The 25294-nt window shown below is 37.8% G+C and carries 23 protein-coding genes; 12 read left to right on the top strand and 11 right to left on the bottom strand.

What is annotated here, in order from left to right; all coding sequences use genetic code 11:
• Positions 1-43: 43 nt before the first annotated feature.
• Positions 44-1237: a glycine C-acetyltransferase gene (gene kbl, locus FUA48_RS04840; RefSeq protein WP_147582499.1), complete on the bottom strand. Its 1194-nt coding sequence runs from the start codon at positions 1235-1237 to the stop codon at positions 44-46.
• A gap of 39 nt (positions 1238-1276) precedes the next feature.
• Complete coding sequence (locus FUA48_RS04835; protein ID WP_147582498.1) at positions 1277-4429, bottom strand: UvrD-helicase domain-containing protein; 3153 nt, start codon at positions 4427-4429, stop codon at positions 1277-1279.
• 123 nt (positions 4430-4552) lie between these two features.
• On the opposite strand from FUA48_RS04835, the gene FUA48_RS04830 reads away from it, so the two are divergent.
• The gene (locus tag FUA48_RS04830; RefSeq protein WP_147582497.1) at positions 4553-5161 is read left to right on the top strand and encodes a superoxide dismutase; all 609 of its coding nucleotides are present in this window, start codon (positions 4553-4555) and stop codon (positions 5159-5161) included.
• Positions 5162-5446: 285 nt separating this feature from the next.
• Here the strand turns inward: FUA48_RS04830 and FUA48_RS04825 are convergent, their stop codons facing one another.
• A complete protein-coding gene (locus FUA48_RS04825; RefSeq protein ID WP_147582496.1) occupies positions 5447-7345 on the bottom strand; it encodes an amidophosphoribosyltransferase in 1899 nt (632 codons plus the stop codon).
• Between the two features lie 56 nt (positions 7346-7401).
• Positions 7402-8346: a PfkB family carbohydrate kinase gene (locus FUA48_RS04820; RefSeq protein WP_147582495.1), complete on the bottom strand. Its 945-nt coding sequence runs from the start codon at positions 8344-8346 to the stop codon at positions 7402-7404.
• Positions 8347-8550: 204 nt separating this feature from the next.
• Here FUA48_RS04820 and FUA48_RS04815 point away from each other — a divergent pair, with 204 nt between their 5' ends.
• On the top strand, positions 8551-9054 hold the full coding sequence (locus tag FUA48_RS04815) for a VOC family protein (RefSeq protein ID WP_147582494.1): 504 nt from the start codon (positions 8551-8553) through the stop codon (positions 9052-9054).
• A gap of 108 nt (positions 9055-9162) precedes the next feature.
• Positions 9163-9681 (top strand): hypothetical protein, encoded by a 519-nt coding sequence (locus FUA48_RS04810; RefSeq protein ID WP_147582493.1) that lies wholly within the window; start codon positions 9163-9165, stop codon positions 9679-9681.
• 313 nt (positions 9682-9994) lie between these two features.
• On the opposite strand, the gene rnhA is transcribed toward FUA48_RS04810, so the two are convergent.
• Together rnhA and purN are read right to left on the bottom strand one after the other, a co-directional pair.
• Positions 9995-10474 (bottom strand): ribonuclease HI, encoded by a 480-nt coding sequence (gene rnhA / locus FUA48_RS04805; protein ID WP_147582492.1) that lies wholly within the window; start codon positions 10472-10474, stop codon positions 9995-9997.
• Positions 10475-10920: 446 nt separating this feature from the next.
• Positions 10921-11484, bottom strand: a complete 564-nt coding sequence (gene purN / locus FUA48_RS04800; protein ID WP_147582491.1) for a phosphoribosylglycinamide formyltransferase — start codon at positions 11482-11484, stop codon at positions 10921-10923.
• A 179-nt stretch (positions 11485-11663) separates the two neighbouring features.
• Here purN and FUA48_RS04795 point away from each other — a divergent pair, with 179 nt between their 5' ends.
• The 6 genes from FUA48_RS04795 (at position 11664) to FUA48_RS04770 (ending at position 17010) form a co-directional block, all read left to right on the top strand.
• Positions 11664-11900, top strand: coding sequence for an acyl carrier protein (locus tag FUA48_RS04795; RefSeq protein WP_019037482.1), 237 nt, complete (start codon positions 11664-11666; stop codon positions 11898-11900).
• A gap of 191 nt (positions 11901-12091) precedes the next feature.
• Entirely contained in the window at positions 12092-13345 is a 1254-nt protein-coding gene (gene fabF, locus FUA48_RS04790; protein ID WP_147582490.1) for a beta-ketoacyl-ACP synthase II, read from the top strand.
• Between the two features lie 10 nt (positions 13346-13355).
• Complete coding sequence (rnc, locus tag FUA48_RS04785) at positions 13356-14096, top strand: ribonuclease III (protein WP_147582489.1); 741 nt, start codon at positions 13356-13358, stop codon at positions 14094-14096.
• Between the two features lie 116 nt (positions 14097-14212).
• A complete protein-coding gene (locus FUA48_RS04780; RefSeq protein WP_147582488.1) occupies positions 14213-14698 on the top strand; it encodes an IPExxxVDY family protein in 486 nt (161 codons plus the stop codon).
• Positions 14699-14700: 2 nt separating this feature from the next.
• Positions 14701-16131, top strand: coding sequence for a pyruvate kinase (gene pyk / locus FUA48_RS04775; protein ID WP_147582487.1), 1431 nt, complete (start codon positions 14701-14703; stop codon positions 16129-16131).
• Between the two features lie 96 nt (positions 16132-16227).
• Complete coding sequence (locus tag FUA48_RS04770; RefSeq protein ID WP_147582486.1) at positions 16228-17010, top strand: Bax inhibitor-1/YccA family protein; 783 nt, start codon at positions 16228-16230, stop codon at positions 17008-17010.
• Positions 17011-17065: 55 nt separating this feature from the next.
• On the opposite strand, the gene dinB is transcribed toward FUA48_RS04770, so the two are convergent.
• A complete protein-coding gene (gene dinB / locus FUA48_RS04765) occupies positions 17066-18157 on the bottom strand; it encodes a DNA polymerase IV (protein ID WP_147582485.1) in 1092 nt (363 codons plus the stop codon).
• 30 nt (positions 18158-18187) lie between these two features.
• Positions 18188-20233 (bottom strand): recombinase, encoded by a 2046-nt coding sequence (locus FUA48_RS04760; RefSeq protein WP_147582484.1) that lies wholly within the window; start codon positions 20231-20233, stop codon positions 18188-18190.
• Positions 20234-20323: 90 nt separating this feature from the next.
• Between FUA48_RS04760 and FUA48_RS04755 the strand changes: the two genes are divergently transcribed.
• Together FUA48_RS04755 and FUA48_RS04750 are read left to right on the top strand one after the other, a co-directional pair.
• Positions 20324-20797 carry a CYTH domain-containing protein gene (locus FUA48_RS04755; protein ID WP_147582483.1) on the top strand — a complete coding sequence of 158 codons (474 nt, stop codon included), beginning with the start codon at positions 20324-20326 and terminating at the stop codon, positions 20795-20797.
• On the top strand, positions 20785-21759 hold the full coding sequence (locus FUA48_RS04750; protein WP_147582482.1) for a YpdA family putative bacillithiol disulfide reductase: 975 nt from the start codon (positions 20785-20787) through the stop codon (positions 21757-21759). Before FUA48_RS04755 ends, FUA48_RS04750 begins: the two co-directional genes overlap by 13 nt.
• On the opposite strand, the gene FUA48_RS04745 is transcribed toward FUA48_RS04750, so the two are convergent.
• The gene (locus FUA48_RS04745) at positions 21746-22795 is read right to left on the bottom strand and encodes a PA0069 family radical SAM protein (RefSeq protein ID WP_147582481.1); all 1050 of its coding nucleotides are present in this window, start codon (positions 22793-22795) and stop codon (positions 21746-21748) included. The two genes, FUA48_RS04750 and FUA48_RS04745, sit on opposite strands and share 14 nt — an antisense overlap.
• 125 nt (positions 22796-22920) lie before the next feature.
• Here FUA48_RS04745 and FUA48_RS04740 point away from each other — a divergent pair, with 125 nt between their 5' ends.
• Complete coding sequence (locus tag FUA48_RS04740; RefSeq protein WP_147582480.1) at positions 22921-23244, top strand: hypothetical protein; 324 nt, start codon at positions 22921-22923, stop codon at positions 23242-23244.
• On the opposite strand, the gene FUA48_RS04735 is transcribed toward FUA48_RS04740, so the two are convergent.
• Complete coding sequence (locus FUA48_RS04735) at positions 23241-23669, bottom strand: hypothetical protein (protein ID WP_147582479.1); 429 nt, start codon at positions 23667-23669, stop codon at positions 23241-23243. The genes FUA48_RS04740 and FUA48_RS04735 overlap by 4 nt on opposite strands.
• A 219-nt stretch (positions 23670-23888) precedes the next feature.
• Positions 23889-25289: an efflux transporter outer membrane subunit gene (locus tag FUA48_RS04730; RefSeq protein WP_147582478.1), complete on the bottom strand. Its 1401-nt coding sequence runs from the start codon at positions 25287-25289 to the stop codon at positions 23889-23891.
• Positions 25290-25294 lie beyond the last annotated feature (5 nt).

Here is a 25294-nt window from a genome sequence, read left to right as displayed (position 1 = left end):
ACGATTTATTAAAAATTATCCTACTTATAAGCCTAAAATGTAGTTAAATTATCGTTAATTCGCGGCCAACTTCTGTAAAAGCAGCAATTGCTTTATCCAAATGCTCTTTTGTATGAGCAGCGGAAAGCTGAACACGAATACGTGCTTTTTCTTTTGGCACAACCGGGAAGAAGAACCCGATAACATAAATACCCTTCTCTAAAAGCTTATCGGCCATTACCTGAGAAAGCTTTGCATCATATAACATAACAGGCACAATAGCCGAGTCTCCGTCTATAATATCAAAACCAGCATTTTTCATACCTTCTTTAAAATAATTGGTATTCCATTCCAGCCTGTCTCTTAGCTCTGTATTCCTTCCCAGAAGCTCAAATACTTTTATGGAAGCCCCTACAATTGAAGGTGCTAACGAGTTAGAGAACAAGTATGGCCTTGAACGCTGCCTAAGCATTTCTATAATTTCTTTTTTACCTGTAGTATAACCTCCCATAGCGCCACCTAACGCTTTACCAAGAGTACCGGTAATGATATCTACCCTACCCATAACATTTTTAGCCTCAAGGGTACCTTTACCGGTAGCACCTATAAAGCCTGCTGCGTGACACTCATCTACCATTACCATAGCATCATATTTATCTGCAAGGTCACATATTTTATCAAGCGGAGCCACAAGTCCGTCCATTGAGAAAACACCATCGGTAACAATTATCTTGAACCTTCTGTTTTCCGCATTGGCTTTTATAAGCTGTTGCTCCAACTCTTCCATATTATTATTCTCATAACGGTAACGTGCCGCTTTACACAAACGAACACCGTCTATAATAGAGGCATGGTTAAGGCTGTCTGAAATAATTGCGTCCTCTTCACCTAAAAGGGGCTCAAAAACACCACCATTAGCATCAAAAGCTGCCGCATAAAGAATAGTATCTTCCGTTCCGTAGAATTCAGCAATTTTTTGCTCCAGTGTTTTGTGTATATCCTGAGTACCGCAAATAAACCTTACCGAAGACATACCGAATCCGTGAGTATCAAGAGCATCCTTAGCGGCCTGAACTACCTCCGGGTGAGATGACAACCCAAGGTAATTGTTAGCACAAAAGTTTAACACCTTTTGTCCTGACTCAAGGGTAATTTCTGCATCCTGAGGCGAAGCGATAATACGCTCTTTTTTATATAATCCGTTTTCTTTGATAGTTTCCAGCTCCTTAGCTAAATACTCTTTAATTTTTCCGTACATAATTTGTTAGTTATTTTATTAAAAGTGTATGAGGAGACACTAATTATGCGACAAATGTACCACATTTATATTTTCTGATATATACACCAATGCTTTTTTAGCCACCTCATAACCCATTTCTTCCAATGCCTTTTCGTACTCTGCCAACTGTGTTTCATAACGCGGTGTATGTGCCCCGGTTTTGTAATCCAGCAGCCATGCCTTATTGTCTTTTATGGTTACCCTGTCCGGTTTGATGGTCTGTATATTTTTCCTGATAATGTTCTGCTCATTAAATACAATACTGTCAGGAGTAAAAAACTCCTTAAGTTCGTCATGATGCACAACTGCCTCCAGACTTAGTTTAATTTCCTCTTCCTGCAGTTTTGTAATAAGTCCCGCTTCTGTTGCTTTTATAATGGCAAGATCTATATCATCGGCTGTATGCACAAACGACAATATTTCGTGCATCACGTTACCAAACTCTATTGCCTTTAGCTGGTTTGTACCCCACATAAGAGATTCCCTTTGGGCAATTTTCACCCCTCTCGGACTAAACCTTTCGCCAACCACTTTTATAGTCTGCTGGTTGGAAACATATTCTTTAGCCCCTGATATTTTCTCCGGACTACCAAACTCATATCCAGCAATGCGGTTATCAAAAACACCTTTCTGCATCAGGTATTTTATAAAATAAGACGACATGTTATTGGTCAGCTCGCCTTTAGAGGTAAAGTTCCTGTTAGATATAATATACAGTTGCTCTTCAGCCCGGGTTAATGCCACATAAAGGATATTGATATTATCAAGCATTTCTTCCTGCGACTTTATCGTATACAATTCCGAAGCCTTATCTCCATATTCGGCAACTTCCTTTTTACTGTCGATAAGTGCTTTTTGAAACCCAAGTGTTTCATCATCCAGTTCAAGCCACATTTTATCGCGGGGCGACTTTGCATAATCTTCCTCAGCAAAAGGGAATATCACTACAGGGAATTCCAAACCTTTCGATTTGTGAATTGTCATAATTCTAACCGCATCATTTCCTTCCGGAGACGGTATGCTGAATTTTGATCCGTTATTGTCCCAATATTCCAGAAAGTCGGCTATACCGGACTGTGCCCTTACATCTTTTTCAAGCACCAGGTCAAGAAAATACTGCACATACGACTGATTACCTTTTTCCTTTATAAAGGCGTCTATAATGGTTTCCACCGCTTCGTAAAGCGACCGTTTCCTGCAATTCTTAAATGAGATACTTATCCCATAATTTTTCAGCCAGAATTCAAGAGCTTCCTCGGTAGGCTGCTCCATTCCTTCAGCAATAAAATCATGTGTTCTTTGTCCTAAATTCTGACTGTTTGCTGCAAAATACAGGAAATGCGCTTTAGCCTCTTTGTTAGCATTGCTTTTAAGATAACGCAACAGGTTGATAATCAGTTTTACCTCAGCTGCATTTTCTATAAGCAGCGTTTCTGAAGATAGTATAGGGACTTTATTTTCGGTCAGAAAATTAGCAAGCAACACCCCCGGCTGTCTCCTTCGTGTAAGCAATACAATATCCCTGTAATTAAACCCTTTTGCTTTTACTTCCTGTATGGTGTGTAAAACAGCTTCAAGATATAGCTGATTTTTATCGGGAGCTTCTTCTGCATCTTCATCCTGCTGTATTTCGGGAAGGAACGAAATATTTACATAGCCTCCGGTTTTATCATTAAATTCCTGTTTGCTATGATTCGCATATAAATCCTTATAATCGGCATCCTCAAATTCTCCCGAAAGCAATGAGAAGAATTCATTATTAAAATTAATCACCTCACTGTAACTCCTGTAATTCTGACCCAGCTCTATTATCTCCTTATCAGGGTTTGAAAAAGGATTAAACTCCTTACTCAACTCAATAAACTGTTCGGCCTTACCGCCTCTCCATCGGTAAATGGACTGCTTAGGGTCGCCAACTATCATAAGGGAACCTTTTACTCCCATATCTTCAGAAGATAATGAGTTATCTATAAGAGGTATCAGGTTATGCCACTGCATTTGTGAGGTATCCTGAAACTCGTCTATAAAAAAGTGCCTGTACCTCTCTCCTAATCTTTCATAAATAAAAGGAGCAGGCTGGTTCTGGATCTCTTTATATATAATGGCGTTAAACTCTGATATAGAAAGTACGTTCTGCTCTTTTTGTATGCGCTCCAACTCCTGGCTTATAGAATTAAGCAGTGACAGGGGTGTAATATTTTTAAGGAAGGCCTCATAAAAGTTTTTCTTTTCATAGTTCCTGTACACCTTTTGAAGCATACTAATCAACTCTCCCGAAACGGAATCAATACTATCTTTGTCCTTTGCCGTTTTGTTGACTGCTATATCTTCCGGCTCATGATATTTTTTATGAGTTGATTTAAGCTCCCCTTTTTGTATATAACCAATATGATTAGGGAATATACCTCTTGAAAACGACTTTAAGTCTATTCCCTTTTGTTCCAGTAAATCAAAAATAGAATCACCTAAAGCTTTGCTTTCATGTTCAAGCTCAGCTATATTCTGTCGTAATTTTTCCTTTACAAACAAAAATTCCTCAATGGGCTTATCTTTAAAATGGACTACCTCATTGCGGTTGTTCTCGTTAATAAGCAACTTGCCTATTTCAAAAAGCTCATAGGTTACATCCCAGCTTTTATCATTATCCGTTTTATCTACAGAAAAATCTACCAACAAACTTGTAAGCACATCATTTTCTCCTGCTTTAGCAATAATGGCATCAACCGCTTCCTGAAGCAGATTTTCGGTTTCCAATGATACATCAAATGACACGGAAAGATTTAAATCATGTGCAAAAGCACGTATTACCTTATGTGTAAAACGGTCTATTGTAGAAATATCAAAAGAAGCATAATTGTGTATTATATTCTTGATGATAGCCCTCGACTTATCTTTTATGGTAGCTAATGACAAGCCCGTTTCTATAGAAAGGCTCTTCATTAATGCCCCGGCCTTTACATCCGGTTCGTCTTTTGAAAATTCAGAAAGGTTCACTATAATCCTGCTCTTCATTTCCTCTACAGCTTTATTGGTAAAGGTTATGGCAAGAATTTTACGATAGGCATCATCTGTAGGGGCGAGCAACAGAATTTTAAGATACTCTTTTACAAGCATATATGTTTTACCCGAACCTGCAGAAGCATTATATATTGAAAAGGCAGCGTTTTTCACTAAGTTATTTATGTATTTAGTATTTAGTAAGATAAATTATAACAAAATCTTATTTCGTTATAAAGCTTAAAATTTCTAAATTTGGATTAAAATTAATATTAATCTTTTAAATTTAGACATATTATGGCTTTTGAATTACCAAAACTTCCTTATGCGTATGATGCGCTGGAGCCTCACATTGATGCACGCACTATGGAAATACATCATACCAAACACCATAACGCCTATACAACCAACCTTAATAACGCAATAGACGGAACTGATCTTGAGGGAAAAACGATAGATAATATCCTTATCAATCTTGACATGTCTAACGGTGCTTTAAGAAATAATGGTGGTGGTTACTACAACCACAATCTTTTCTGGCAGATACTTTCTCCAAAAGGAGGAGGCGAACCTACGGGTGAGCTTGAAGCTGCTATTGAAAAAGCATTTGGTTCTTTTGCTGAGTTTAAGGCAAAATTTGCTAAGGCTGCTGCTACTCAATTCGGTTCAGGATGGGCATGGTTATGTGTACATAAAGGAGGCAAACTTGACATTTGTGCTACCCCTAATCAAGATAACCCATTAATGCCGGAAGTTGGTTGCGGAGGTACTCCAATACTTGGACTTGACGTATGGGAGCATGCTTATTACCTAAACTACCAGAACAGAAGGCCTGACTATATTGATGCTTTCTTCAATGTTATTAACTGGGAAGAAGTGGCAAGACGTTACGCTAACGAAAAATAAACATTAAGCAATCGTTAATATTTATTTTTTAAATAATAGAAAAGGGAGCTCAGTTGAGCTCCCTTTTTTGCTGTAAACAGCTATATACTAAACGATTGAAATGCTTTTAAAAAATAAGAAGGGGAACTATGTTCCCCTTCTTTGCCCCCAAAAATACCGTAAAAATTAATTTACTAATGCTATTTTGCCGTAAAACTAAGATTACCTTCGATAATTTGCAAGTTTTTTAATCAAAAATCGGGTAAAAAGTTCAAAAAATCGACGAACTGCAACCTTAGAACCTAATTAATAGGCTCTTGCATCATTTCCTTCGTAAAAGTTTATAAACGCCCTGTTAACCACACGGTTACCTCCATGAGTAGGGTAATCACCCGTAAAGTACCAGTCTCCTAAATTCTTAGGACACGCTTTGTGAAGGTTATCCACACTCTGGAAAATGATTTTTACCTCCGCATTTATATCATCTGAACTTAACATTTCGGCAATCTTATCAGATATCTCCTGATCGGTAAATGGCGCATAGAACTCTTTTACATAGTTCACCACTTCATCATCCGGCAGGTTTTCCTGTGCTTTCGATTTTTTATATACTTCCTCAACAATATGCTCCATTCCTCTTTCCTTAAGAAGCTCATGAGTCGCTTTAAAGGCTATCAGGCCTTCTAATTTAGCCATATCTATACCATAACAGTCCGGATACCTTATTTGTGGCGCAGAAGACACTACAACAATTCGTTTAGGATTTAGCCTGTCCATCATTTTTATGATGCTCTTTTTAAGCGTTGTACCCCTAACGATACTGTCGTCAATAATTACAAGGTTATCTTCCGGTTTAATAACACCGTAAGTAACGTCGTAAACGTGAGCAACTAAATCATCCCTGCTGCTATCCTCTGTAATAAAGGTTCTTAGCTTAGCATCCTTAATAGCCACTTTCTCTGTACGTATTTTAACCGAAAGAAGTTCTTTAAGAGTTTCTTCTGTAAGTGTGGTCCTGTTGTTAAGTATGTAATCGTTCTTTCTCTGGTTAAGGAAATCCTGAGCGGCTTCCACCATACCGAAGAAAGAAGTTTCTGCTGTGTTTGGAATATAAGAGAATACGGCATTATCTGTATCGCTGTCTATAGCTTCAAGAACCTGAGGTAATACTAAACGACCAAGTTGTTTACGCTCTTCATATATCTCAGCATCGCTACCTCTTGAGAAATAGATTCTCTCAAAAGAACATGACTTTTTAGGCAGTGCAGGAATAATTTCCTCGATATTTGTCTCACCGCTTTTCTTAATGATAATTGCATTACCCGGAGTAAGCTCCTGTACTGCCTCAAAAGGAACATTGAATACGGTTTGGATAACCGGCCTTTCTGAAGCAACAACAACAACCTCATCATCCTGGTAGTAATATGCCGGACGGATACCCGCCGGATCTCTCATTACAAATGAATCTCCGTGTCCTACCAAACCGGCCATGGCATAACCACCATCCCATTTTTTAGAAGCACGTTTAAGTATTTTAGCAACATTAAGCCTTTCTGCAATAACTGCCGAAGCTTCCTGTTTTGTATAACCTTCATTTTTACACTGCTGGTAGATATCCATCACATCCTCATCCAGGAAGTGGCCTATCTTTTCCATAACCGTTACCGTATCGGCAAGTTCTTTAGGATGTTGGCCTAATTCTACAAGACTGTCAAAAAGCTCCTTAACATTAGTAAGGTTAAAGTTACCCGCAACAATAAGGTTACGGTGCATCCAGTTATTTTGACGAAGGAACGGGTGAACACTTTCTATACTGTTCTTACCAAAAGTACCATACCTTACGTGTCCTAAAAACACCTCTCCAATATAAGGAACATTTTCTTTTTGTAACTGTACATTATCAGCATATTCAGGATGTGCAGCCATCTCCTCATTAATCCTTCCGTTTATCTGCATAAAGATATCCTGTATAGGCTGCGGCTGATTAGATCGTACCCTGCTTATGTAACGCTGCCCCGGTTTTAAATCCATTTTGATGCTGGCAAATCCTGCACCGTCCTGACCGCGGTTATGCTGCTTTTCCATCAGCAAATACATTTTCTGCACTCCGTAAAAAGCCGTTCCGTATTTTTCTTTATAATACTCTAAAGGCTTACGTAATCTTAATAGTGCTATACCACATTCATGCTTTAAAGCGTCACTCATAGTTGTGTATTGTTGTGTTTATTAAAAAAAGCCCCACAATGAGGCCTTAGTATTTTTTACTCTTCTTCGTTATCAAGTCCCAGCGAGATGTCAAACTGGGTTAAAGCTTTAAACTGCTGCAGGCGGTCTATTACCTCCTCCTTCTGCAGGCGTTCCATCCTTTGTGTACCAAACTCCTCTACGCAATACGAAGCGAGAGTGGAACCATAAATAATCGCGTTTTTCATATTCTTAAACGACAGGTTTTCGCTTTGCGTTATATAACCTGCAAACCCTCCTGCAAAAGTATCTCCTGCCCCTGTTGGGTCAAACACTTCTTCAAGCGGAAGCGCCGGTGCATAAAACACCTGCTTATCATGAAACAGCAATGCGCCGTGTTCTCCTTTTTTAATTACTACAAATTCCGGGCCCATTTTCTGGATTTTGGCAGCCGCCTTAACCAGCGAATATTCTCCTGTTAATTGTCTTGCTTCCTCATCATTAACCGTTATAACATCTACACGCTTAATAACTTCTTTAAGCTCCGGCAGTGCACAGTCCATCCAAAAATTCATGGTATCAAGAACTACAAGCTTAGGCTCCCTTTCCATTTGGTCAAGAACGCTAATTTGTACAAGCGGATGCAGGTTGCCTAACATAACCACATCGGCATCCTTAAAGTTTTGAGGAACCTTAGGCTGAAAATCGCCCAATACATTTAATTGCGTTTCCAGTGTATCCCTTGAGTTAAGGTCGTTATGGTAACGTCCTTTCCAGAAAAAGGTCTTACCTCCCTTAACTACCTCGATAGCCGAAACATCAATTCCCCTGTTTGAAAATAAGTCGATATATTCCTGTGGAAAGTCTTCTCCAACAACTGAAACAATAGCTGACTGTACTTTGAAAAATGAAGATGCAAGCCCTATGTATGTACCCGCGCCACCCAGTATCTTATCGGTTTTGCCGAAAGGTGTTTCGATAGCATCAAAAGCAACTGAACCTACAATAAGTAATTTATTCATAAACAGGATTAAAAATGAAGGTGCAAAGATACTTCATTAGTTGGATAACAGCAAATTTGTCTATAAATTTCATTTATAGTTATCAAGGGGATTTTTTATAGTTTGTCGTGATATGCCCCATCCTTTGTCCGTTATGCACCCTTTACAGGTAAATCATTACATATAACTTTGTAATATTCTTAAAATCAGTCAAATAAAAATATTATGAAAAATTCAGTCAAAGAGCCGCTTACCGTTAATTTATGGTTTGAAAAAGATGCAGACGAAGCCGCCAACTTTTACACCTCAGTATTTAGTGACGGTGAAATTTTAGGCACGTTTAGATACGGAAAAGAAGGACAGGAAATTCACGGGATGCCCGAGGGAGCACTAATGACAATTGAGTTTATGGCACACGGCACTAAATTCGTAGGATTGAATGGCGGCCCGCTATTTAAATTCAACGAGTCGGTTTCCTTTATTATTAAATGCGAAGACCAGGAAGAAGTAGACTACTACTGGAACAAACTTGGCGAAGGCGGTAATCCCGAGTCAAAACAATGCGGATGGCTTAAAGATAAGTATGGGGTATCGTGGCAGGTTGTACCTAAAGTACTCTACAAACTACTTAGCGATTCTGACAAGGCAAAAACCGGAAAGATGATGAATGCACTGCTGGAAATGAAAAAGCTCGACATTGCTAAACTGGAAGAAGCCTTTAACAGCTAAAAAATTAAACAACAACAACTATAATCCGCTGCATAATTTGTAGCGGATTTTTTATTAAATTTAAAATTCCTTTAAAAAGAAATTGAAATACTATAATCACAAAAAATAATGACCCCTATAATCCCCTACAGAAAAACTACACTTCATACTTCACTCACTCCTGAACAAGCCGCAGAAAGAATTACTGAAATAACAAATAATAAAAGAATCCTAAAATCTCAAAAACAACATGAATACAATAATTTTTGGGGAACGGTTGAAAAAGATTACTTCAAAATATGGAGAAACATAAATTATCGTAATTCCTTTTTACCTGTAATTTCCGGAAAGATAAAAAAGGGACGAACAGGAACTGACATTAAATTACGAGCTAAACCCAGCATCATTATCATAATATTCATGACTATATGGATGGGCATAGTGAGCATTGCATGTATTGCAATTACCATAGCAGCACTAAATACTCCTAATTTGTCGGACAAAATATCTTCAGACTCGTTCCCGGCACTAATACCATTTATAATGTTTGTTTTTGGAGGAATACTATTTAATGTTCCTTTTACAATAGAATATAATATTGCTGTAAAAAAAATAAAAGAAGCTCTTGAAATAAAAGAAAAAGTATAGCAATTCACGCATTGTGCTTTATAGCAAGCACAAAGTCTCGTGAAACATAATTAAAGTATGGTAAAAGCGACATCTGCATTTATAATATTCATTGTATTAACAATATTCGTCTGTACAATCAAGTCACTTGACAATCCTGAGTTTACTTTTGGTATACCTTTCTTATGCTTATTACTTGGCTTAATAATGCGATATCAAAAAACAAGACCAACAATACGCAGAATAGGTTCAGGAATCTTTTACAGTTCATTAATCTGTATAATACTATTAGTTTCTTTCTTTATATGGCTCAGTTACAATTGGCCAAAATAAATTACAGCAACTTCTCCCCTTCAGTTTCGTAGTAAGCATCAATATTAAGCACAGGCTGTTGCGAAGCCATAACCGCAAGCTGGTCACAACGCTCATTTTGCGGATGATTATTATGCCCTTTAATCCATTTAAAATCTACTTTATGCTGCCTGTATATTTTAAGAAAACGCTTCCATAGATCAGGATTCTTTTTTCCGGCATAGCCTTTTTTCTCCCAGCCAAAAACCCAGCCTTTTGTAACCGAATCTACCACATACTTGGAATCGGAAACCACAAGGACAGCCATTCCGGGAGTTTTTAGTTTTTCAAGACCCACGATTACCGCAAGCAGCTCCATACGGTTATTGGTTGTTAGCCGAAAACCTTCATAAAATTCCCTTTTATAACCGGTACCCACCTGCTCCATAACCACACCATAACCGCCCGGCCCGGGATTACCCTTGGCTGCGCCATCAGTATATATATGTATTTGGTGTGTCATTAATTTTGTCGATTTTTAATAATTTCTAGCCAAATATTTTTTCGGGAAAAGGTATTAGATAAAGGATATTTAATGAAATAAGTAAACATAAAAGCTAGCCCGAACCCAAAAAATATATAAAGATTAGTAATTGGACTCATAAAAAAAACATCAAACAAATTATCATAATACAGGTTGATTAAACTCCCTTTTTTATTTTTATAACAATCAAAAGACATCAGTCCCTTAACATGATATTTAGACCCGTTATATTCAATCCAAACATCAGGTTTACGATTTTTACTACTATCACGAAAATGTTTATAACAATTTATATCAGAAATCTTATACTCTTTAGGCTGTGTTACATTGACAATATATTGTTCATTAGCATATTTAACCAAAAAGAGAAGGATAACAGGCAAAAGGATAATTCTTATAACAAATAAAAGACTTACGCGCTTCATTTAATCACCTAAAAGTTCTTCTATAATTCTTGGAAAATGCTCATGCTCCAGTGTTAGCACTTTTAGCGCAACATCTTCGGGAGTAAGGCATTCTTCAACAGCAATAGCCTGCTGGAATATAATATTACCCTCATCATAATTATCATCTACATAATGTATGGTAATGCCGGTTTCTTTCTCTTTATTTTCAAGAACCGCCCTGTGCACATTAATGCCATACATCCCTTTACCGCCATATTTAGGTAATAATGCCGGATGTATATTGACAACCTTATTAGGATATTGAGCAATAATATTTGAAGGAAATTTCCATAAAAAGCCGGCTAAAACTATAATATCAGGATTAAGAGCCTGCACTTTTTTCAGTACAATATCGCTGTTAAGCTCCTCACGATTAAATACAAAAACAGGTACATTATAGTTTTTTGCCCTGTCTATTGCACCCGCATTTGGGTTGTTGGTAAACAGTCCAACTACATCAAAATTGTCTTTTTTCGCAAAGTATTCCATGATCTTTTCGGCGTTAGACCCCCCTCCCGAAGCAAAAAGTACTATGTTTTTCATACCTTTTTTAATTTTTTTTCACTCTGCAAAAAAAAGAATAATAAACTGTAAAATAAAGGCTCTCTGGCAAATTTGTGAAATTAATTTTTTATTTTAGTAGTCAATTTTTTTAGTAAAACATGGTTTTAAAATAAAGTTTTTTATTTTTGCCATCAATTTAAATTCTAAAATTAAAGATTATGTCAGACATTGCATCAAGAGTAAAAGCGATTATCGTAGACAAATTAGGTGTTGACGAAAACGAAGTTGTAACAGAAGCAAGCTTCACAAATGATCTAGGAGCAGATTCACTAGACACTGTTGAGCTTATCATGGAGTTCGAAAAAGAATTTGACATTCAGATTCCGGACGATCAGGCTGAGAACATCTCTACTGTTGGTCAGGCTATTTCTTACATAGAAGAAGCAAAAAAATAATAAATAATATACATCCATGTATTTGATACATGGATGTTCTTATTTATTGCTTTACCAATTTTTGCGTTACGCTTTGAAAATGAACGGGATTTTCCATTCATAAATATATCCTGATGCCCATGTTTTCTTACTATTTTTAAAAAGAGACGCATGGGTATTGTTCTATAATTTGAAACTATAAAATTTAACTTATGAAATTAAGAAGAGTTGTAGTAACCGGCTTAGGCGCCCTTACACCAATAGGAAACAACGTTGAGGAGTACTGGAATGCACTTATCAACGGAGTTAGCGGTGCTGCCCCTATTACATATTTTGATACGACTAACTTCAAAACAAAATTTGCCTGCGAAGTAAAAAATTTCAAGGTAGAAGATTTTATAGACAGAAAAGAAGCAAGGAAAATGGACCGTTACGCTCAGTATGCCATTGTTTCGAGCGATGAGGCTGTAAAAGACGCCAATTTTGATTTTGATAAGCTGGATAAAGACAGAGTAGGTGTAATTTGGGGTTCAGGTATTGGAGGTTTAGAAACCTTCCAGGAAGAAGTAATGAACTTTGCTGCCGGTAACGGTACACCAAAATTCAACCCGTTCTTTATTCCTAAAATGATAGCTGATATTGCAGGTGGCCACATTTCTATGAAATATGGCTTTAGAGGGCCAAACTTTACTACGGTATCTGCCTGTGCATCATCAACAAACGCTTTAATAGACGCTTTTAATTACATTCGTTTAGGCCATGCAGATGTTATGGTTACCGGAGGTAGTGAGGCTGCCGTTACCATTGCAGGTATGGGCGGTTTTAATGCTATGCACGCGCTTTCTACAAGAAACGACGATCCTAAAACAGCTTCAAGGCCAATGGATAAAGACCGCGATGGTTTTGTACTTGGTGAAGGAGCAGGATCACTTATTATTGAAGAATATGAGCACGCTATAGCAAGGGGCGCAACTATTTATTGCGAAATTGGCGGAGGCGGAATGAGCGCCGATGCACACCACATTACAGCTCCACACCCTGAAGGGCTTGGCGCTAAAAATGTTATGCTAAACTGTTTAAGGGATGCAGGATTACAGCCTACAGATGTAGACGCTGTTAACATGCACGGAACATCTACACCACTTGGAGACATTGCAGAGTCTAAAGCAATTCTTGAAGTGTTTGGAGAACATGCATACAACCTTAACCTTAACTCTACAAAGTCTATGACAGGTCACCTTCTTGGTGCTGCCGGGGCTATAGAAGCTATTGCTTCAATACTTTCTATCAAACACGGTATTGTTCCTCCTACCATCAATCACTTTACTGATGACGAGAACATTGACCCTAAACTAAACTTTACTTTTAACAAAGCTCAAAAGAGAGATGTAAAAGTAGCTATAAGCAACACGTTTGGTTTTGGCGGTCACAATGCCTGCGTTTTGGTTAAAAAACTGGAATTATAATTTTCCCGGGATGGGTATTATAAAAAAAATATTCAATAAATCCCGTTCTCAAGAAGACGGGATTTTTTTTGAAGAAATGAGAAAACTGCTGGGCTTCAACCCAATAGAGCTATCACATTACCGCAGAGCATTTACACATCGCTCTTCAAACAAAACCGATGCAAACGGCAGCCCTATTAACTATGAGCGCCTGGAATTTTTAGGCGATGCCATGTTAGGGTCGGTTATCGCTGCACACTTATTCAATGAGGTACCTACCGGAGACGAAGGCTACCTTACCAAAATGCGCTCTAAAATTGTGAGCCGTGAACACCTAAACGAGCTGGGCCGCGATTTAAACCTTATAAAATGGGTAGAAAGCAAAGTATCTACTCAGCATTTTGGCGAAAATATACACGGAAACCTATTTGAAGCTTTTATAGGCGCTATATATCTTGACAGAGGCTTTCCTTATTGTGAAAAGTTCATCAATAAGAAAGTTATAGCCCCTTATGTTGATATCCCTAAACTTGAAGGCAAGGTTATAAGTTACAAAAGCCTTGTTATTGAATGGTGCCAGAAAGAAAAAAAACAGTTTCATTACGACGTTTTTGAAGACAACGGTAATGAAGGTGTAAAATACTTTGGCGTACGATTAAAAATAGACGGCAAAGTTGTTGCTAAAGCCAGGGCCACTTCAAAAAAGAAAGCAGAAGAAAAAGCATCCCAAAGAGCGTATTTTGCATTTCAGGAAAAAATTAACAAAAAATAAATCAATTTAATACCAAACTATAACGTTTTCGTTGATAATTTACCGTTAACTTAATTTTAAGACTATTTTTTGTAATTTATAAATAGTATATTTACGCCTTATTATTTTGAATAATAATGGCTATTCACAAACTGCTGATTGATGACTTTGTAACAATCGATTATGAATTGATTGCCATACATTCTTCCCTGGAAGATTACAGGCTTGCTTATTTCATTAATCGTGAACTGTCCATTCTCCTGGAAAAAAGCCCAAAAAACATAGGTATTAAGGTTAAGGAAGGTGAAAGCTGTTTTTCAAGATTTATTTATGAGGATATAGATAAAGACATTACCTGGAACCTTATAGAAAACAAAAACACTATCGTGAGCAAACAACAGGAAAACATTTCCCTGTTTGATGCCGCGGGACTCGATGTGAGCACTAATGTCTTCCTTTTACCGGAATTCAAAAAAGTGGATTACATTATAAAAATAGAAAATATTTGTGGCCATTTAGCGTTGGAGGAACTAATAGAAAAGCTCCTGAAAATACGCCATGTAACCACCGCTTATAAAATTGACCATCAAAAACTAAAATCGAAAAACAATTTAATTTTTTAAGAATGCCAACAAGAAAAAAAACTAAAATTGTAGCTACACTGGGACCTGCCTGCAGCACAAAAGAAGTATTAAAAGACATGATTGATGCAGGTGTTAACGTTTTCAGGATTAACTTTTCTCATGCCGATTACACTGACGTTAAAGAACGTATAAACATTATAAGAAGCCTTAATGACGAATTTGGTTATAACACTGCTATCCTAGCCGACCTTCAGGGTCCTAAACTAAGGGTAGGTGTTATGAAAGAAGATGTAGTTGTAGACAGAGGCGATGTAATTACCTTTACTACTGCAGAAGACGTTCTTGGAACTGCAGAAAGGGTATACATGAACTACAAAGAATTCCCTAACGATGTAAATCCGGGGGAAAGAATATTACTGGACGACGGTAAGCTTATTTTTGAAGTTCTTGAAACTAACAGAGTTGATGAAGTAAAAGCTATTGTTATACAGGGAGGTCCTTTAAAATCTAAAAAAGGAGTTAACCTGCCTAACACTAAAGTATCTTTACCTGCACTTACACAAAAAGACATTAAAGATGCCATTTTTGCTATCAAGGAAGAGGTAGACTGGATTGCACTTTCGTTTGTAAGAACGCCAAAAGACCTTGAAGAACTTCAGGATCTGATTGCAGAACATTCAAGCTATAAAATTCCGATTATTGCAAAAATTGAAAAACCTGAGGCTGTAGAGAACATCGATAAGATTGTTGCTTTTTGTGATGCTCTTATGGTTGCCCGTGGTGACCTTGGTGTTGAAGTTCCGGCACAGGAAGTACCGCTTATCCAGAAAAAACTGGTTAACCGCGCTAAAACTGCACGTATCCCTGTAATTATCGCTACACAGATGATGGAAACGATGATTACAAGCCTTACTCCTACAAGAGCAGAGGTTAATGACGTTGCAAACTCAGTAATGGACGGTGCCGATGCGGTAATGCTTTCAGGAGAAACATCTGTAGGTAACTATCCGGTACAGGTAATTGAGAGAATGACTCAGATTATTGAAGCTGTAGAAGACTCTCCGCTTATCACAGTACCACAAAACACACCACAGGTAAGAACTAAGCGTTTCATTACAAAATCTATCTGTTACCATGCTGCACAAATGGCAAACGTTATTAAAGCAAAAGCGATTTGTACACTAACAAACAGTGGTTATACAGCTTTCCAGATATCTGCATGGAGACCAAATGCACACATTCTTGTATTTACTTCAAACAGAAGGATATTAACACAAATGAACCTTCTATGGGGAGTTAATGCTTTTCATTATGACAAGTTCTTAAGCACAGACGAGACTGTTGATGATGTAAATGCTGTAGCTAAAGAAATGGGTTATGTAGAAAAAGGAGATATGCTTATTAACCTTGCTGCCATGCCGGTTGTAGAAAAAGGTATGGTAAACACACTAAGGGTGTCTGAAATACAATAATATACCTTACATAATATACCTAAAGTCCGTTTAACAACGGACTTTATTTTTTATCATGGAAATTATTTATATTTGAAAAAAAACAATCACACACAAATGAACCTTAAATCTAACAATCCGTTTTTAAAGAACAAATCTTTTACCAAGCCTGTAGAAGCTACTGTTTTTGACGCAGAAGGCCGCCCTGTGGAAATTATTGATTACAATAATACCATGACCATTAACGGCGCAATCAACAAAAGTTTTATTCTGTTATTTGTGCTACTGGCAAGCTCTTTCTTTACATGGTATATGGTTAATAATGGTCAGAATCCTTATGTAGTTGCAATTACAGGCGGATTAATAGGCTTTGTAATGGTTTTGATTGCATCTTTTAAACCAAACTACTCACAGTACCTGGCTCCTGCATATGCTCTTTTTGAAGGCATGTTTATAGGAGGGATTTCTGCCGTTTTCGCTTTATATTTTTATCCGGAAATAATAATGCAGGCTGTACTGGGTACATTTGTAACGTTTATTGTTTGCTTTTTACTATACAGATTTAAAATAGTAAAGGTAACAGAGCAATTTAAATCTATAGTAGTGGCAGCAACTTTTGCTATAGCCTCTTATTATCTTGTAAGCTGGATTCTTTCATTATTCACTTCGTGGCAACCTGTACATCACGGAAACTCTTTAATGAGCATAGGTATAAGTGTTTTTGTAATCGTAATTGCTGCACTTAACCTTTTCCTTGATTTTGATATGATTGAGCAGGGAGCAAAAAAACGCCTTCCAAAATATATGGAATGGTTTAGTGCAATGGGCTTATTAATAACATTAGTTTGGTTATATCTTGAAATACTAAGACTACTTGCCAAACTGTCAAGCAGAGACTAATAAATCTTTATAAAAGCAAAGCCACCTGTAAGGTGGCTTTTTTATTTTCATGAAATCAGAAATCAAACTTTAACTGTACAGCAACCACCGTTTTCTTTTCGCCTTCTTTTACATCAGTATTTAAATTAGCCAAGGATATTCCCAAAAGCCTCACAGAATCTTTTGGTTTTTCCTGATATAAAAGTTCTTTTACCGTTTCCATAATAAGAGACCTATCAGCAACAAAGTAAGGTAGGGTTTTACTTCGGGTCTGTACGGTAAAATCGCTGTATTTAATTTTAAGCGTAATGGTTTTACCGGCTATTTTCTTTTTGTGCAGCCTCCTGTCAAGTTCTTTTGCTATATCATCCAGTTTCTCCAGCATAAAGACCTCAGACACCAGATTCTCAAAAAAAGTATGTTCTGTGCCTACAGATTTGACAATCCTGTCGGGTTTTACCTCACTGTTATGTATTCCCCTAACCACATGATAATAATATGCCCCAGACTTCCCAAAATGCTCCGTAAGGTATTCCACACTCTTTTCCTTAAGTTCCTTACCGGTAAAAATGCCCAACTGATACATTTTCTCTGTAGTAACCTTACCCACACCATAAAACTTACTAATCGGTAAATTTTCAAGAAAATCGAGTACCTCATCAGGGTTAACGGTCTTTTGTCCGTTAGGCTTGTTATAATCGCTGGCAACCTTTGCTATAAATTTATTGATGGATACTCCTGCCGATGCGGTAAGTCCGGTTTCTTCAAAAATGCGTTTCCTTATTTCCTGGGCTATTAAGCTTGCACTGGGATTACCTTTCTTGTTTTTGGTAACATCAAGATAGGCCTCATCAAGCGAAAGAGGTTCAACCAAGTCTGTATAATCCAAAAATATATTGCGTATACGTTGGGAAATTTCACGATACCTGTCAAAACGGGGTTTTACAAAAATAAGTTCAGGGCATCGCTTTTTAGCCAGATACCCGCTCATGGCGCTACGAACACCAAACTTACGGGCCTCATAACTTGCTGCCGAAACCACTCCCCTTGCCGAACCTCCGCCTACAGCAACAGGCTTACCCCGCAACTCGGGATTATCAAGCTGCTCAACAGAGGCATAAAAGGCATCCATATCCACATGGATTATTTTGCGTAACGGCAATTCCATACGGTAAAATTAATGCTTATTAGCCAAAAATCAGGCTTTGTTTTCGCTTCTTAAACTGGGAAAGAAAAATGAGGCAGGTTTACGCTTAAAATGTTTCCAGATGGAGCTTATTACTGGTCTTACTTCTGATATAGGAATATTTCGGGAACGGAACGCAAGCCCCATTGAAAGCCCAAAACTTACAAGGAAGTTAATTAACCCAATTATGCCTATACCAAAAACACCCCAAAACAGCATGGCGTTTGATACATTATAGTTTGCTCCATATATCCCTAACGCAAGGTTACCACTGGCAAAAGTAATGTGGCGAATATCAATATTAAGCCCTAAAAATATACCTATGGAAGCTGTACTTCCCATAAAAACACCAAACCAAAAGTTAGAAACAATACCCGCCCAGCGCTTTTCATACCATTCAGAAAGTTTTTTGGTTTTTACCCTGCCCAAACTTAATTTTAACAACGGATGTTCCTGTATACGGTAATACATCTGCTCATGCTTGTCCCTATTTGCCACACTCCCCGCAATAATACCGGAAAGGAAAAGGAATACTCCGGCAATAGCCGCATGGAATATAGCCAGTGAATGTATAGGGCTTAAATCGTTAATAAGCTTATACCATTTGGTTAATGCAAGGTTATAGTTAAAGGCTTCGTCAATAAGCCATATCCCCAATAATGCTACCGGAAAAGCAAACAGTACGTTCCCTACAAAAGCAATAAACTGCGAACGGAATACCCTTGCAAAGAATTCGGCAAAGGCTTTGTGTTTTTCTGCCTCATCCACTCCCTGAGATTTTCGCCCTACTTCCAACGCGCGAATTAATGCCGAAGCTGTCATTGCCGGCTGCTTGGTAGCAAGGGTAAAACCACACAGATAAATACCTATAAAAGCAAAGGCATAATTAAGGCTGTAGAAAAAGGCATGACCAAAGGCACTGTTATCCATCATAGAGAGAAAAACCTTTATAATACAGGCAAAAGCAACAATTATACCCCCACCTGCCGCAGTCCAGAACATTTTAAAATACTCATTCCTGTCTTTTGTAATATAATGTTCGCCTGTTTTTGCGGTATGCTGTGTTACCTCATAAGATAGTAACTGAGTACTCTCGCTTATCAGCTTTCTTACATTAGTCTTATCACAATTGTATTCAATAAGATCAAAAGATAACTTGATACTGTTTTTACGGGCACAATCCACATCTTCAAGCACCAGTAAAGGCAATAAAGTCTGTAATCGGAAGAGTTGCTGCCTTATTCGCAAAAGGCTTTGGTTTACCCTTAACGATATACCGTATTTCTCACTATTCTTAAATGCTATCTGTACATATTCAAGGCATTGCTTGTGCAGTATGAGTAATTGTTTGTAACCAAGATCTTTTGGTGCCAAAAAATTATTTTTCTCACTTATAAGCTTTTCTGTAAGCAATGCAAACTCCTTTTGAAACTCCAGAAACGGACTTTCAAGATTTTCATATTCGGGTACCATTTTAATCACTTCACTTTCCATAGCACGCCCTGCAATCCTGTGGATAAGAGCGTCAATGGCAAAAAGTAATTCAGCCAACGGGCTTTTTGCCGCCACCGAAGTATAGATGGAGCTGAACTTAACAAGATCAAAAAGGGATTCTATCTGTTCATAAGGAATCTTTCTTATCCAGATAGGGTCGGTTTTTACAAAAAATACCTGGTTTAAAACATATTCAAGAGTATCTTTTTTTGGCTGATCGGGTATCAGCTTTGCAAACATCCTTTTTCTTACTTCATAGAAAAAGTCAGCATCAGTAAGTATTCCCGCATCAGTAAGTATCTTGTTAAACCTCTTGTTTTTAAGTATTCCCTTAAGGTATTTGGAAAATCCGGCGCTGTAGTTTTCATTTTCCCTTAGCAGCTTTATAAGATCACTTATATCAACCGAATAGACACCCTTAAGATCTTTAGGCCTTATGATATCTACCAGCTCGGCAAGCAGGTCAACCTCATCTGCCTTATATTCCCAAAGATTGTTTTCTTCAAAGTTTATTTTGAAGAATTCTTCGAGTGTGGCTTTTGGTCGGGGTTTTCTAAATCTCATAAAACAGCAGCAGGATTTACTATGCTTGCGTAAAAATACAAATAGCACTTTATATTTTCACTACCTTGCAGTTAATTTTAGCATGGGATTATGATTGAAATTGAGCGAAAATTCCTCGTTTTGAATAATAGCTTTAAAAACGAGGCTACAGGCCATAAAAGGATTGTGCAGGGGTATCTTAGCTCTAACCCCGAAAGAACCGTTAGAGTGCGTTTAAAAGGCGAAAACGGGTATTTAACAATAAAAGGCAAAGGCAACGAAAGTGGTACTACCCGAATGGAATGGGAAAAAGAGATTACGCCAGCCGAAGCAGAACAGCTTTTACAGCTATGTGAAAGTGGCAGTATTGACAAAGTGCGATATGAAATTCCGTATGGTGAGCATATTTATGAAGTTGATGAGTTTTTTGGTGACAACAACGGATTAGTTCTTGCCGAAATTGAACTGAATGATGAAAATGATGATTTTATAAAACCTTCATGGCTGGGTGAAGAAGTTACCGGAGATAACCGATACTACAACGCTTACCTAAGCAATAACCCTTACACTTCATGGAAGAAATAAAAACCAATTATGACCTGCTTATTATTGGTGGAGGCCCTATAGGTATGGCATGCGCCATAGCTGCACAGCGTGAAGGTCTTAATTACATAGTTATTGAAAAGGGTTCACTGGTAAACAGCTTATTTAATTACCCTCTATACATGACCTTCTTCTCTACTGCCGAAAGACTGGAGATAGGAGACATTCCCTTTAGCTGTATTGCACCTAAACCGGGCAGGCAGGAAACGCTTGAATATTATCGCAACATTCAGCGTCACTTCAGGCTCAACATAAATCTGTTTGAAAATGCCGAAGCTGTTAAGAAAAATGAATCCTGTTTTGAGGTAACCACAAACAAGGCAACCTATCTGGCAAAAAAAGTTATAATCGCTACCGGATTTTATGACATTCCTATTTACATGGATATTCCGGGAGAAGACCTTCCTAAAGTAAGCCACTATTACAAAGAGGCACATGAGTACGCCTTTAGAAAAGTTATGGTGGTGGGAGCCAATAACTCATCGGTTGATGCCGCCTTAGAGTGCTGGCGAAAAGGAGCGGAAGTAACTATGGTAATCCGCAAAAATGAAATAAACCCAAGGGTAAAGTATTGGGTTAAACCCGATGTGGAAAACCGTATAGCCGAAGGCAGTATTAAAGCCTATTTTAATTCCAACATCACCGAAATAAGAAACGGTTATGTAGACATACAAACTCCGGACGGACCTGTTTCTATAGAAAATGATTTTGTGCTTGCCCTAACAGGCTACAGGCCGGATATTGATTTCCTGAAAAGGGCAGGCATCAATATAGAAGGTATAAACTGCATACCACAATACAATCCCGATACTATGGAAACCAATGTTAACGGATTATACCTTGCCGGCGTGGTTTGCGGCGGGATGGAAACACACAAGTGGTTTATAGAGAACTCAAGGGTTCATGCCGACATGATAATAAACGATATAATTAAAAAAGCCTGAGTTGCTCGCCTTTTGTACCATCAAATAGATGAGTAGCCAATGGTTGAATCTTTTTACCCTTAAAATATTTTTGCCTCGCAATCTTAAAGGTATTGTGAATCATCTCTGCCATATTACCTTCACCCACCTTTCGTTTGGCAACGCTTTTTTCACCCAACTTACCGCCATGAAGCGATGCTATCTGGTTAAGCACCTTTTCTTTCCTGTCGGGATAATGTTCTTCTAACCAATCAATAAAAACAGGCTCAACCGTATCGTTTAGCCTAACTAACGTATAGCCAAATCCTAAAGCTCCTTTTTCTGCAATTGCTTCGGTAATAGGCAGTATCTCCATAGTATTGAGTCCCGGTATCATAGGCGCAATCATTACATGGGTGGGAATTCCTTCTTTTGAAATGGTGTCGAGTGCCTGCAGTTTTGTTTTGGCAGATGATGTACGGGGTTCGAGCTTTCTTCGCAGCTCCTCATTAATTGTCGGGATACTGAATGATACTGTTACAAGATTCTTTTCTGCCAGTTGGGCAAGTATGTCTATGTCACGGGTTACCAATGCATTTTTGGTAAGTATGCTTACCGGATGCCTGTAATCCAAACACACCTGCAGCAATCCTCTGGTTATTTTAAGTTTTCGTTCTACTGGTTGATAGCAATCGGTATTCCCTGATAACATAATTGGCTCTGGTTTGTAACCTTTCTTTTTAAAGAACTGTTCTAATAGTTCAGGTGCATTTTTCTTGGCGAGAATCATTCTTTCAAAATCAACTCCTGCACTATAACCCCAATATTCGTGTGTTGGCCTGGCATAGCAGTAAGCACAGCCATGTTCGCAACCCTGATACGGATTCATGGAGTAAGCCATGGCCAGATCCGGGCTTTTTACCTTGTTTACTATTGTTTTAGGAAAAATAGTCTGTACCTGTGTTTTAACCAACTCCTCTTCCAAGTCATCATCATAAATTGACTTTTCATAACGGTTCTTTTCAAAGTGATTATGGACATTAGTTACCGCTCCCTGCCCTTTTATTTCCTGTTTCATAATACCTCCTGCTTTTCTGCTAAGGTAACAACTATAAGAAAATAATCTTATAATTATAAGAAAATATTACCAACAGTAACAGAAGGTTTAATTTTGTAGTTTTGTAAAACACCTAATAAAAAGACATGACAACTTTAGATTTTACCGTAGGCGAAGCAGCAATTACTTTCTACAATAACGATTGGGGAAAAGAAACTGTAACTTACAATGGTAAGGTTGTTTCAGAAAAAACATCAGTTTTTGGTACGCGCCATGAATTTACGGTAGACGAAGATACTTATGAGCTTATTACCTCATTAGTTATCAATTCAACCATAGGATTAAAAACGCAATTACGCAAAAACGGAAGATTACAGGAAGAGAAAACCACAGGACAAAGCCTTTTACATCTGGTTATAGGTATTGCAGCTTTAGCAATATTAATAGAAGTATTCAGGTCTCTGTTTTAGGCTATATCCTGCTTTTCAAAGTTTATATTCCTAAACTGTATATTAGACTCAAGAGAAGATATAAACTCCTGCTCGTAATCCAGCCTTTCTAAGCAATCCTCTATTTGGGTACGGGTGAATTTGGTTTTTTCAATTTCCGTTTCTGCTTTGTCTGAATATTCGATATCATGTTTCTCTTTCAGAGTTTCTATAAGCTCTGCAAAAGTAATATCGGTATCCTCAAAAGCATTGTAAGACCAAATATCATTTTTGCTTACATAAACTTCAAGTTCGGTATAAAGTTTAAGGCTGTTTTCCCTGTTTTCCCTAAACAATATAAGGGCACGTTTGCGGCTTGAGCGCATGTGGGCATCTTCAAAAGAATTACTCGCATAATACAACGCTACCATAAGGAAAGCAGTTGTAGCCATCAGCATAAAATCCATAGTAGTAATTTTGTTTGTTCGAAACAAATGTATATTAAAAACAATCACAAAATGAGCGGGTTATCATTTTTACCATTCTCATAATTTCATTAACAAAATTTTAAGTTTTGTTACGGACTTTTTATTAAAAAAACAAAACCGCCCGATAAAATAAAGTTATCAGACGGTTTTACATAAAACAAACAATTAATCAAATAATCCGGACTACCCGAAATTATATTATTTCCATCCGCCCCCTAACGCTTTGTAAAGGTTAATTACGGCCAGATATTGCCTATATTTATTATCAACTAAATCAAGTTCGGCATTAAGCGCGCTGTATTTAGCTGTTAATGATTCCAGATAGTTTACAAGTCCGTACTCCAGTAACTCATCTGAGTAATCAGAAGCCTTTCTAAGAGCCTCAACCTGCTTATCCCTTATGGTAAGTTTCTTGGTTTCATTATTGTATTGTGCCAACGCATCCGATACTTCTTTACCCGCATTAACCAACGCCTGCTCAAACTGTATGTATGCCTGCTCTTTGTTGGCTTTGGCCACCTCGTTTTGAGTCCTTATCTGCCTTTGGTTAAAGATAGGCTGGGTAAGTCCGCCCACTATATTAGCAAACAATGAATTTGTACTAAACAACTGGCTAACATCAAGGCTTTGTAAGCCTCCCGTTGCCGTAATAGTGAATTGAGGATAAAAGTTAGCCCTTGCCACATTGGTAAGCTCAAACTTATTGATAAGATTATATTCGGCAGCGATTACATCAGGTCTGTTTTTAAGAAGTGAAGCAGAATATCCCAACTTAATATCAGGGTTTAAAACCTGCTCTTCCAGCGTAGTTCTCTCTATCTCATCCGGAGCTTCACCTAACAATATACTCATTACGTTCTCCATAAGTATAATGTTGGTTTTTACATCCTCAATAATAAGCTCTGTAGCATATTTTTGAGCTTCGGTTTGCTGCACTGCAACTTCGTTCACACTTCCCGATTCTTTTAAGGCCAAAATTGCATCAACACTCTCATTACGGTTAATAAGTGTTTCTTCTGCCACTTTTAACTGTGCATCAAGAGCTAAAAGCTGGTAATAAGTGTTGGCTATATCAGTAATTACTTTAGTCTTTACTGCCTGATTAGCTGCTATAGTCTGTAAATAGGTAGCGTTGGCTGCACGCTTATTGCTTCTTATTTTACCCCAGATATCGGCTTCCCATGAAAGATTTGCACTTAACTGGTACTGATCCAATGCTCCGTTAAAAAAACTACCAAACTGGCTGTTTTTAGCAAGTTCCTGATGCGTTAAGCTTGCCGTACCGCTTAAAGTTGGTAAATAACCCGATTTTGCCTGTTTTAAATAAGCATCTGCTGCCGTTATATTTTGTATTGCTACTCTTATATCAAAATTGTTCTGCAGGCCTTTATTTATATGCTGTTGCAAAACAGGATCTGTAAACAGTTTATCCCACGATACATCTGCAAGCGATGTACTGTCCTGAGCTACCACCTCTGTCCTGTAGAGGTTCTCTGCCTTAACATCCGGCCTTTCGTAGTCTTTGGCAACAAGGCACGACTGCATAATCAATCCTGCACCTGCCAAAAGAACTACTCTGTATATTTTTAAATTTCTCATTTTCT

The sequence above is a fragment of the Flavobacterium alkalisoli genome, from assembly GCF_008000935.1.
GTDB lineage: Bacteria > Bacteroidota > Bacteroidia > Flavobacteriales > Flavobacteriaceae > Flavobacterium > Flavobacterium alkalisoli.
This window is presented reverse-complemented; position numbering and strand designations above follow the sequence as displayed.

Excerpts from the sequence above, each read along its gene's own strand:
- kbl (WP_147582499.1), bottom strand. The coding sequence starts at position 1,237 with ATGTACGGAAAAATTAAAGAGTATTTAGCTAAGGAGCTGGAAACTATC.
- FUA48_RS04830 (WP_147582497.1), top strand. The coding sequence starts at position 4,553 with ATGGCTTTTGAATTACCAAAACTTCCTTATGCGTATGATGCGCTGGAG.
- FUA48_RS04825 (WP_147582496.1), bottom strand. The coding sequence starts at position 7,345 with ATGAGTGACGCTTTAAAGCATGAATGTGGTATAGCACTATTAAGATTA.
- FUA48_RS04820 (WP_147582495.1), bottom strand. The coding sequence starts at position 8,346 with ATGAATAAATTACTTATTGTAGGTTCAGTTGCTTTTGATGCTATCGAA.
- FUA48_RS04815 (WP_147582494.1), top strand. The coding sequence starts at position 8,551 with ATGAAAAATTCAGTCAAAGAGCCGCTTACCGTTAATTTATGGTTTGAA.
- FUA48_RS04810 (WP_147582493.1), top strand. The coding sequence starts at position 9,163 with ATGACCCCTATAATCCCCTACAGAAAAACTACACTTCATACTTCACTC.
- rnhA (WP_147582492.1), bottom strand. The coding sequence starts at position 10,474 with ATGACACACCAAATACATATATATACTGATGGCGCAGCCAAGGGTAAT.
- purN (WP_147582491.1), bottom strand. The coding sequence starts at position 11,484 with ATGAAAAACATAGTACTTTTTGCTTCGGGAGGGGGGTCTAACGCCGAA.
- FUA48_RS04795 (WP_019037482.1), top strand. The coding sequence starts at position 11,664 with ATGTCAGACATTGCATCAAGAGTAAAAGCGATTATCGTAGACAAATTA.
- fabF (WP_147582490.1), top strand. The coding sequence starts at position 12,092 with ATGAAATTAAGAAGAGTTGTAGTAACCGGCTTAGGCGCCCTTACACCA.
- rnc (WP_147582489.1), top strand. The coding sequence starts at position 13,356 with ATGGGTATTATAAAAAAAATATTCAATAAATCCCGTTCTCAAGAAGAC.
- FUA48_RS04780 (WP_147582488.1), top strand. The coding sequence starts at position 14,213 with ATGGCTATTCACAAACTGCTGATTGATGACTTTGTAACAATCGATTAT.
- pyk (WP_147582487.1), top strand. The coding sequence starts at position 14,701 with ATGCCAACAAGAAAAAAAACTAAAATTGTAGCTACACTGGGACCTGCC.
- FUA48_RS04770 (WP_147582486.1), top strand. The coding sequence starts at position 16,228 with ATGAACCTTAAATCTAACAATCCGTTTTTAAAGAACAAATCTTTTACC.
- dinB (WP_147582485.1), bottom strand. The coding sequence starts at position 18,157 with ATGGAATTGCCGTTACGCAAAATAATCCATGTGGATATGGATGCCTTT.
- FUA48_RS04760 (WP_147582484.1), bottom strand. The coding sequence starts at position 20,233 with ATGAGATTTAGAAAACCCCGACCAAAAGCCACACTCGAAGAATTCTTC.
- FUA48_RS04755 (WP_147582483.1), top strand. The coding sequence starts at position 20,324 with ATGATTGAAATTGAGCGAAAATTCCTCGTTTTGAATAATAGCTTTAAA.
- FUA48_RS04750 (WP_147582482.1), top strand. The coding sequence starts at position 20,785 with ATGGAAGAAATAAAAACCAATTATGACCTGCTTATTATTGGTGGAGGC.
- FUA48_RS04745 (WP_147582481.1), bottom strand. The coding sequence starts at position 22,795 with ATGAAACAGGAAATAAAAGGGCAGGGAGCGGTAACTAATGTCCATAAT.
- FUA48_RS04740 (WP_147582480.1), top strand. The coding sequence starts at position 22,921 with ATGACAACTTTAGATTTTACCGTAGGCGAAGCAGCAATTACTTTCTAC.
- FUA48_RS04735 (WP_147582479.1), bottom strand. The coding sequence starts at position 23,669 with ATGGATTTTATGCTGATGGCTACAACTGCTTTCCTTATGGTAGCGTTG.
- FUA48_RS04730 (WP_147582478.1), bottom strand. The coding sequence starts at position 25,289 with ATGAGAAATTTAAAAATATACAGAGTAGTTCTTTTGGCAGGTGCAGGA.